The organism is Lactobacillus sp. MRS-253-APC-2B, from assembly GCF_012843675.1.
GTDB classification, from domain to species: domain Bacteria; phylum Bacillota; class Bacilli; order Lactobacillales; family Lactobacillaceae; genus Limosilactobacillus; species Limosilactobacillus pulli.
On the sequence record NZ_JABAFO010000018.1, the window covers coordinates 23974 to 30918 of the forward strand.

Sequence of the window (6945 nt, forward strand, 5' to 3'; positions counted from 1 at the left end):
CTGTCAAATCGAGCTGCTTGATAAAATTTATGTATTCGGGGGGATAAAAATGGATGCAGCAGCAAAGCAAAAAAAGAAAAAATTCAAACTGAAGATGCCGGGAGCATTTACGATTCTGTTTTTCTTAACAGTAATCTCAGTAATGCTCACATGGTGCGTTCCAGCCGGCAGCTATTCTAAACTGCAGTATACTGGAGGACATCTTCAAGAAACCACATCACTAGGACAAAAAAAGAACCTGCCAGCCACGCAGGCTACACTGGATAAGCTGCATGTCAAGATCGACATTAAGCAGTTTACGTCCGGCGCTATCAGCAAGCCGGTCTCGATTCCAAATACCTACAAACGACTTAAACAGCACCCAGCTAAGCTTTACACGATCTTCACCAGCATGGTTGAAGGTACGATGCAGGCAACTGATATTATGATTTTTATTTTCGTTCTGGGTGGTCTGATTGGGGTTGTTAAGGAAAGCGGGGCCTTTGAATCGGGGCTGATGGCCTTAACCAAGAAAACCAAGGGCCATGAATTCGTCTTGGTATTTCTGGTTTCCGTTCTGCTGGTGTTAGGTGGTACGCTGTGCGGAATTGAAGAAGAAGCCGTGGCGTTCTATCCAATCCTGGTACCGATCTTCATTGCTATGGGGTATGACTCGATTGTCTGTGTCGGTGCCATCTTCTTGGCCAGTTCGGTTGGTACGACGTTCTCAACGATTAATCCATTCTCAGTCGTAATTGCATCCAACGCTGCCGGAACGACATTTACGCAAGGTCTGACCGGACGGGTGATTGGCCTGGTTGTTGCCACCATCTGCTTGGTTGGCTATCTTTACTGGTACTCCAGCAAGGTCAAGGCTAATCCGGAATTTTCCTATTCATATGAAGACAAGGAAAAGTTTGACAACATGTGGTCAGTGGTTTCTGATGAAGAAAAGGACCTGGCCTTTACCTTTAAGAAAAAGCTTTCACTGACGCTGTTTGCCTGCGCCTTTCCAATTATGATCTGGGGCGTTATGGCTAAGGGCTGGGGCTTCCCCCAGATGGCTTCATCATTCCTTGCCATTGCGATCACTTTGATGTTTATCAACTGCTTTGGTAAGGACGGTCTGGGTGAAACCGGAGTTGTCGATGCTTTTGTCAAAGGTTCGTCTGGTTTGGTCGGTGTATCTTTGATCATCGGTCTGGCCCGTGGGATTAACCTGGTCTTAAACAACGGCTACATCTCAGATACGATTCTGTATGTTTCCTCAGAACTGGTATCACACATGAATGGGGTCTTCTTCATTCTCATGATGATGCTGATCTTCTTTGTCCTTGGTTTTATCGTGCCATCGTCATCTGGTCTGGCTGTATTGGCAATGCCAATCATGGCACCATTGACCGACACGGTGCACATTCCACGCTACATTGTCGTAACGGCCTACCAGTTTGGTCAATACGCAATGCTGTTCCTGGCACCAACCGGTTTGGTTATGGCAACGCTGCAGATGCTGGACATGAAGTATTCACACTGGCTGCGGTTCGTCTGGCCAGTCGTGGTCTTCGTGCTGGTCTTTGGTGGTGCACTGCTGGTAACCGAAGTACTGATTGCCGGTTAGCCGCTAATAGTAAAAAAGCCTGACAATTTCGTTGGGCTTTTTTTATGTGGATATATAAAATTGGTCTAAAAAAAGTTAAAATAACGATATTGACATAAATCAAAACTAGGGGAGGATTTTATGAGCAGCAACGCTAAAAAACGTGATCAGAAAGTCTTGATCAAAATTGGCGTGGCCCTTTGCTATGGAGTGCTTTCAGCAATGGCCATCAACATGTTCTTGTCACATGCCAACTCATATTCCGCGGGTCTGTTAGGGGTCTCGCAGCTGCTGCAGGCTTTGTTTTTGCAAGGCGGCGTGCATGTCAGCATGAGCCTTTTGGTTGCGGTCTTAAACGTGCCGCTGTTTGTCTTTGCATGGTATGAGTTTGGCTTCAGCTATATTCTGTTTTCCATGCTGGCAGTTGGTTTCAACGTTATATTCCTAAAGTTTATTCCATCAATCACCTTGGTAAACGATCCGCTGACCAACACGATTATTGGTGCCGCAATTTTGGGAATCGGGATTGGACTGTGTTTTAATCAAGGTTTTACAACGGGTGGTTCGGACATCGTTGTAACCTATTGTCAAAAGAAGCTGCATAAAAAGGTTGGGATGCTCAACAACCTGATCAATGGTGCGATCCTGGTGGTTACCGTATTATGCTTTGGGCCCAGCCGGATTGTCTATAGTCTGATTGGGATGCTGGTGACCAGTTTGATGATGGATCATACTTTTGTGCTGCAAGAGGATGTTTCGGTAACGATCTACACCAAAAAATCAGCTGCCGTTTCCAACCAGCTGCGCAATTTCGTGCATGGGGCTACGCTGTTACATGGGACGGGGGTCTATACCAATGAACCAACCGATATTATCTTGGTATGTACGCCTAAGGCACAACTCAACGAACTGCGTAAAATGGTGCATAGCGTTGACCCAGACAGCTTTATCAGCATCTCGCGGGCCGATGTTGAATTCGGCAACTACCAGCATTATTCATTTTAAGCAACTCATTAAGTAACTCAAAAACGCCAAGTCGATTGCGACTTGACGTTTTTTTGACTTTAATTTTAGTGTGGTTTGATACTGAGACGTGCTACGCTATAGGCATCAACGCCACGCATAGCATTGACGACATCTTGCGGTACCACTTCAAACGGCATGCGGTTCATGGTATCGTTTGGCGCACAGGCAGCCTGGCCGACTTTTAATAGATTTTCATCACTAGGATCCTCAATGCCTAATTCGACAAAATTGGTTGGCAGATGCAGTTTCTTTAAGAACGCAAAGTATTTTTCAAAGCGCTCGGTATCAGCCCCTTCCAGCATCAGTTGCGTCAAAATACCAAATGCAACCTTTTCGCCATGCAGCTTGTCATGGACTGGGCCATCAAGCACGCTCAAGGCATCGTTGATAGCGTGGGCTGCTGCCAAGCCGCCAGATTCAAAACCAACGCCGCTCATCAGTGTATTGGCTTCAATAATCCGATCAAAAGCCTTGGTGTCGGTATGGGTAATGGCTGCTGCGTAGGCTTCGTCGCCAAACTTAAACAGTGTATTTTCACATTCCTGGGCAATTGCCAGGCCAACCAGTGTTGGGTGTTCACCCAACATGTTGAGACCATGCGACTTTTTAACGGCCTGGGCTTCGACGTTGGTGGCCAGCGCATCTGCCATGCCGCATGCTAGTAATTTGGCAGGGGCGGTAGCAATGACCTTAGTGTCCACCATTACCAGATCGGGGTTTTGATTGTAAAAACGATAATGATCAAATTCACCGCTGTCTTGATAGATAACGGACAGCCGTGAGCATGGGGCATCCGTTGAGGCAACCGTCGGCATGATGACGGTCTTGGCACTTAAATTGTCGGCAATAGCCTTGGCAGCATCAATCGTCTTGCCGCCTCCCAGGCCGATCACCATCTCAACGTGATTATCCAGACCAATTTTGGTAACGCGCTTGATTTCCGTATCGGATGACTCGCCGTTGAACTCAACTTTGGTCACGGTGAAATCGTTGTTGATCAAATAGTCACCCAATTCATTACCTACGATTTTAAGTGAGGTCGGCCCCGCTAGCAGCAGGACCCGATTACCCAGTCGTGCCAGATATTCGGCACTCTTGAACAAAACGTCGCTTCCTTGCAGGTAGGAGGCGGGACTGCCAAACATATTGATACTCATAATCATCGACTCCTTTCCGATGCAAACGATCATTACAAATAAATTATACCGTGAAAGCGCTGCAAAAATTCACGTTTTTAAAAAATTTGCCTATAAAATCTGTTTGAATGGTTTAATCAGGCCGCTAGGTAGATTATTAAATTGAAAGATGGCTGAATGCTAATGATAGCGCTGTTCCAAAATCATTGAGCAAAATAGGATAACGACGAGTCATGCTTCGTTATGATATTGGTATAGACAAAGTTCGTTTTACAAGTCGTCAAAATGTGATAGACTACTGCTGAGTAAGCGCTTTATCAAATGCTTAAAATAGTGATAATCCGTCAGTTTGCGGGCAACGTTTAAAAAATGAGGGGAAAACAATGGATCAAGATGCCAAACTGCTGTTTTTAAAGCCTTATTTTCAAAATAAAATCTGGGGTGGTACGCGACTCAAAACTGTTTATATAGATTGATGCTTTTAGGTTTTGTGATAGCGCTTGAGTCCCCAAACGTTGAGGGCGGTAAATAATACAATAAATATGATCAGCCCTAAAAGATCTGGCAAGATGTCAATCAAGTCTGCGCCCTTTAAGACAACATCACTTAAGGCATCGCTGGCATAGGTCAATGGCAGAATTTTTGAAAAATAGACGGTCCAGTGCGGCAGATTGTTTAATGGTACCAGTCCACAAAAGAAAATCTGCAGTACTACCACGATTGGGATAAACTGCATCATCTGAAATTCAGAATTGGCAAATGTTGAGATAAAGATCCCGATTGCCACGGCTCCATATTCCAGCATATAGCCGCCAACAATCTCGCTGCGGCGGACTGGTGTTGCCAATAGTCGTTCAAGCGCGCCACTGTTGCGTTCGCGCAAGAGTCCGATTCCCGAGATCAAAAAGATAAAGAAAAAGATGAAAAATCCCGTCAATAATGGCGTGATCTTATTGAAAAAGTTGGTATCAGCATTGCCATATTGATAAGTGGTATGGATCTTAGGCGTACTAATAGCAGATGATGAATTGATACCTGACATGGGCAGATTGGCAGTCAATTTTTGGATCGTTTTTTGAACGTTCTTTGACTGTTGAAGCTGCAGTGCAAACTGGATTACCTTTTTAGCCAACGTAGTCTTTGATGAGTCAATATTGGCATGGGCAACGTCATATTGATGATCTTGTTTGACAATGATTGAATCAACTTGATAATTGTGCAGCGCTTGATCAGCTTGAGCTTAGCTAGAATACTGTTTAACCGTTACGTGCTTGATATCTCTTAGATTTTTAACAATAGCGGGGTCAACATGATAGGTACCGATTTTAACATTTGTAGATAGATTAGCCGAAAACATGATGCTTAAAAGCCATATGATAAAAATAGGACCAAAACTCAATAGTGCCAATGTGCGGCGATCACGCAGCAATTCCTTAAAGATCCGATTGGTAATGGCGATTGTTCTCACTTTGCCTCAACCTCGCTTTCTGCTTTGATAAAGACCTCTTCAATGCTTTTGGCATGGTATCGTTTTTTGAGTTCGGCTGGCGAGTCGTTGACAATGATGGTTCCATTCATCAATAGTGCCACTTCATCAGTCAGCTCAGCCTCACTCATGACGTAGGTGGTAACCAGAATGCCACAGCCCAGATTACGGCGCTGCCTGAGTTTTTGCCAGATCTGTCGACTGAGTTTGGGATCAATGCCGACGGTGGGTTCGTCTAAAATCAGCAGTTTGGGGTTGCCAATTAATGCGATCGTTAGCGTTAGGCGTCGTTTCATGCCGCCGGAGAAGTTCTTAACCTGCTTGTCAAGATCAGCAGTTAGATCGACGATTTGAGCGACTTTTTGAATGATCGCTGGCAGTTTTTTTGCTGATGCCTTTTATATGACCAAAAAAGGTTAGATTCTCACGAGCGGTTAAATCTTGATAAAGGGCATCGCTTTGGGCCATATAACCGATTTGCCCCAGGATTTTTCGATTGGGTATTTTGGTATCTAAAACCATGGCTGTACCGCGGTCGGCTTTTTCCATGCCAAGTGCCGTCTTGACTAAAGTAGTCTTGCTAGCCCCGGATGGACCAATCAGCCCTGTGACCTTTCCACTTACAACTGATAGGCTGACATCGTTTAAGACCAGCTGCTGGGAGAAACTATGCCTAAGATGTCTGATGATTAATAGTTCGTTCACGTTGTTGCCTCCTGCTTAAGTTCTTTTGATAATTATTGATTGGATCAGAAATGAAAACAATGCACAATAATTTACATGATGACAACGTTAACGACAGCTGTTGTAAATGTGTCGCCGTCTATTACCTGGGTGAAACTATGAAAAATCTACAAAGTCAACGCACCGACAAAATGATTCGGGATGCATTTATTGCACTGCTCAAGCAAAAAGATTTCAAGAATATTACCGTTACGCAGATTGCTCAAAAGGCTATGATTAATCGCCAGACTTTTTATTGCTACTATTCTGACAAATATGATTTGGCTGACCAGCTGACTGAAAAGGCACTAGGGATGTTTGAAGAATTAATTGAGCAACGCTGGCAAAGTATCCACGATCGGATTTCATTGGTTGATTTTTTAAAGATCAGTCAAAAAGATCAACAGCCTTTGTTTGGTCAAATTATATCTGAAGAGCGCGACCTGTTTTTGACAATGCTTAATCTGCAGGTCGATAATCAGAGTCTGTGCAAAAAATGCAGCAAAGTCTAAAAAAACTACAGACTAGCTTGGTTCCGACTCCGCAGCCGTTCGTATTAGATCTTTTGAGTGGGATGTTTATTGTTATTATGGAAAATAATCTGTTGTGGGGACGGGTTCCCAGTCGAAATGAGATTGAGCAGTTTAGGGAACTGTTTTTGAAGATCACGGGCTAATGACAGTTTGGTTGCAAGGGAAGGCATCGTGTTTAAAGCCAAGTGTTTTTGAAATAATTTTAAAAAAGTATTGACGAAAATAGAAACGACCTGTATAGTTATATATCGTTGTCGCGGCGATGAGTTGTTGATTGCTTGAGATTCATCACTTTTCGCCGACTTGCTAAGAAATGTTAATAAAAAGTTCTTGACAGGTAGTTGACAACTTGTTAAACTAATAAAGTTGCTTGTTTGAAACGGCAACTTGGTAGACCTTTGAAAACTGAATACAGTTTCGACGAACACAAATGTGCAGGGTCATCAATCATTACGATTGATGCAA

General features: G+C 43.9%; 4 protein-coding genes and 2 pseudogenes. 3 read left to right on the forward strand and 3 right to left on the reverse strand.

What is annotated here, in order from left to right; translation table 11 throughout:
• The first annotated feature begins 49 nt into the window (after positions 1 to 49).
• Both HF864_RS08080 and HF864_RS08085 read left to right on the forward strand, forming a co-directional pair.
• Positions 50 to 1597 (forward strand): YfcC family protein, encoded by a 1548-nt coding sequence (locus tag HF864_RS08080; protein WP_169462476.1) that lies wholly within the window; start codon positions 50 to 52, stop codon positions 1595 to 1597.
• Positions 1598 to 1717: 120 nt separating this feature from the next.
• The gene (locus HF864_RS08085; protein ID WP_169462477.1) at positions 1718 to 2581 is read left to right on the forward strand and encodes a YitT family protein; all 864 of its coding nucleotides are present in this window, start codon (positions 1718 to 1720) and stop codon (positions 2579 to 2581) included.
• Positions 2582 to 2646: 65 nt separating this feature from the next.
• Here the strand turns inward: HF864_RS08085 and HF864_RS08090 are convergent, their stop codons facing one another.
• From HF864_RS08090 to HF864_RS08100, 3 genes and pseudogenes are all read right to left on the reverse strand, one after another.
• Complete coding sequence (locus tag HF864_RS08090; RefSeq protein ID WP_205882337.1) at positions 2647 to 3759, reverse strand: glycerol dehydrogenase; 1113 nt, start codon at positions 3757 to 3759, stop codon at positions 2647 to 2649.
• A gap of 460 nt (positions 3760 to 4219) precedes the next feature.
• A pseudogene (locus HF864_RS08095) lies at positions 4220 to 5206 on the reverse strand (ABC transporter permease).
• A pseudogene (locus HF864_RS08100) lies at positions 5203 to 5929 on the reverse strand (ABC transporter ATP-binding protein). Before HF864_RS08100 ends, HF864_RS08095 begins: the two co-directional pseudogenes overlap by 4 nt.
• A gap of 59 nt (positions 5930 to 5988) precedes the next feature.
• Here HF864_RS08100 and HF864_RS08105 point away from each other — a divergent pair.
• A complete protein-coding gene (locus HF864_RS08105) occupies positions 5989 to 6459 on the forward strand; it encodes a TetR family transcriptional regulator (protein WP_169462478.1) in 471 nt (156 codons plus the stop codon).
• Positions 6460 to 6945: the final 486 nt, after the last annotated feature.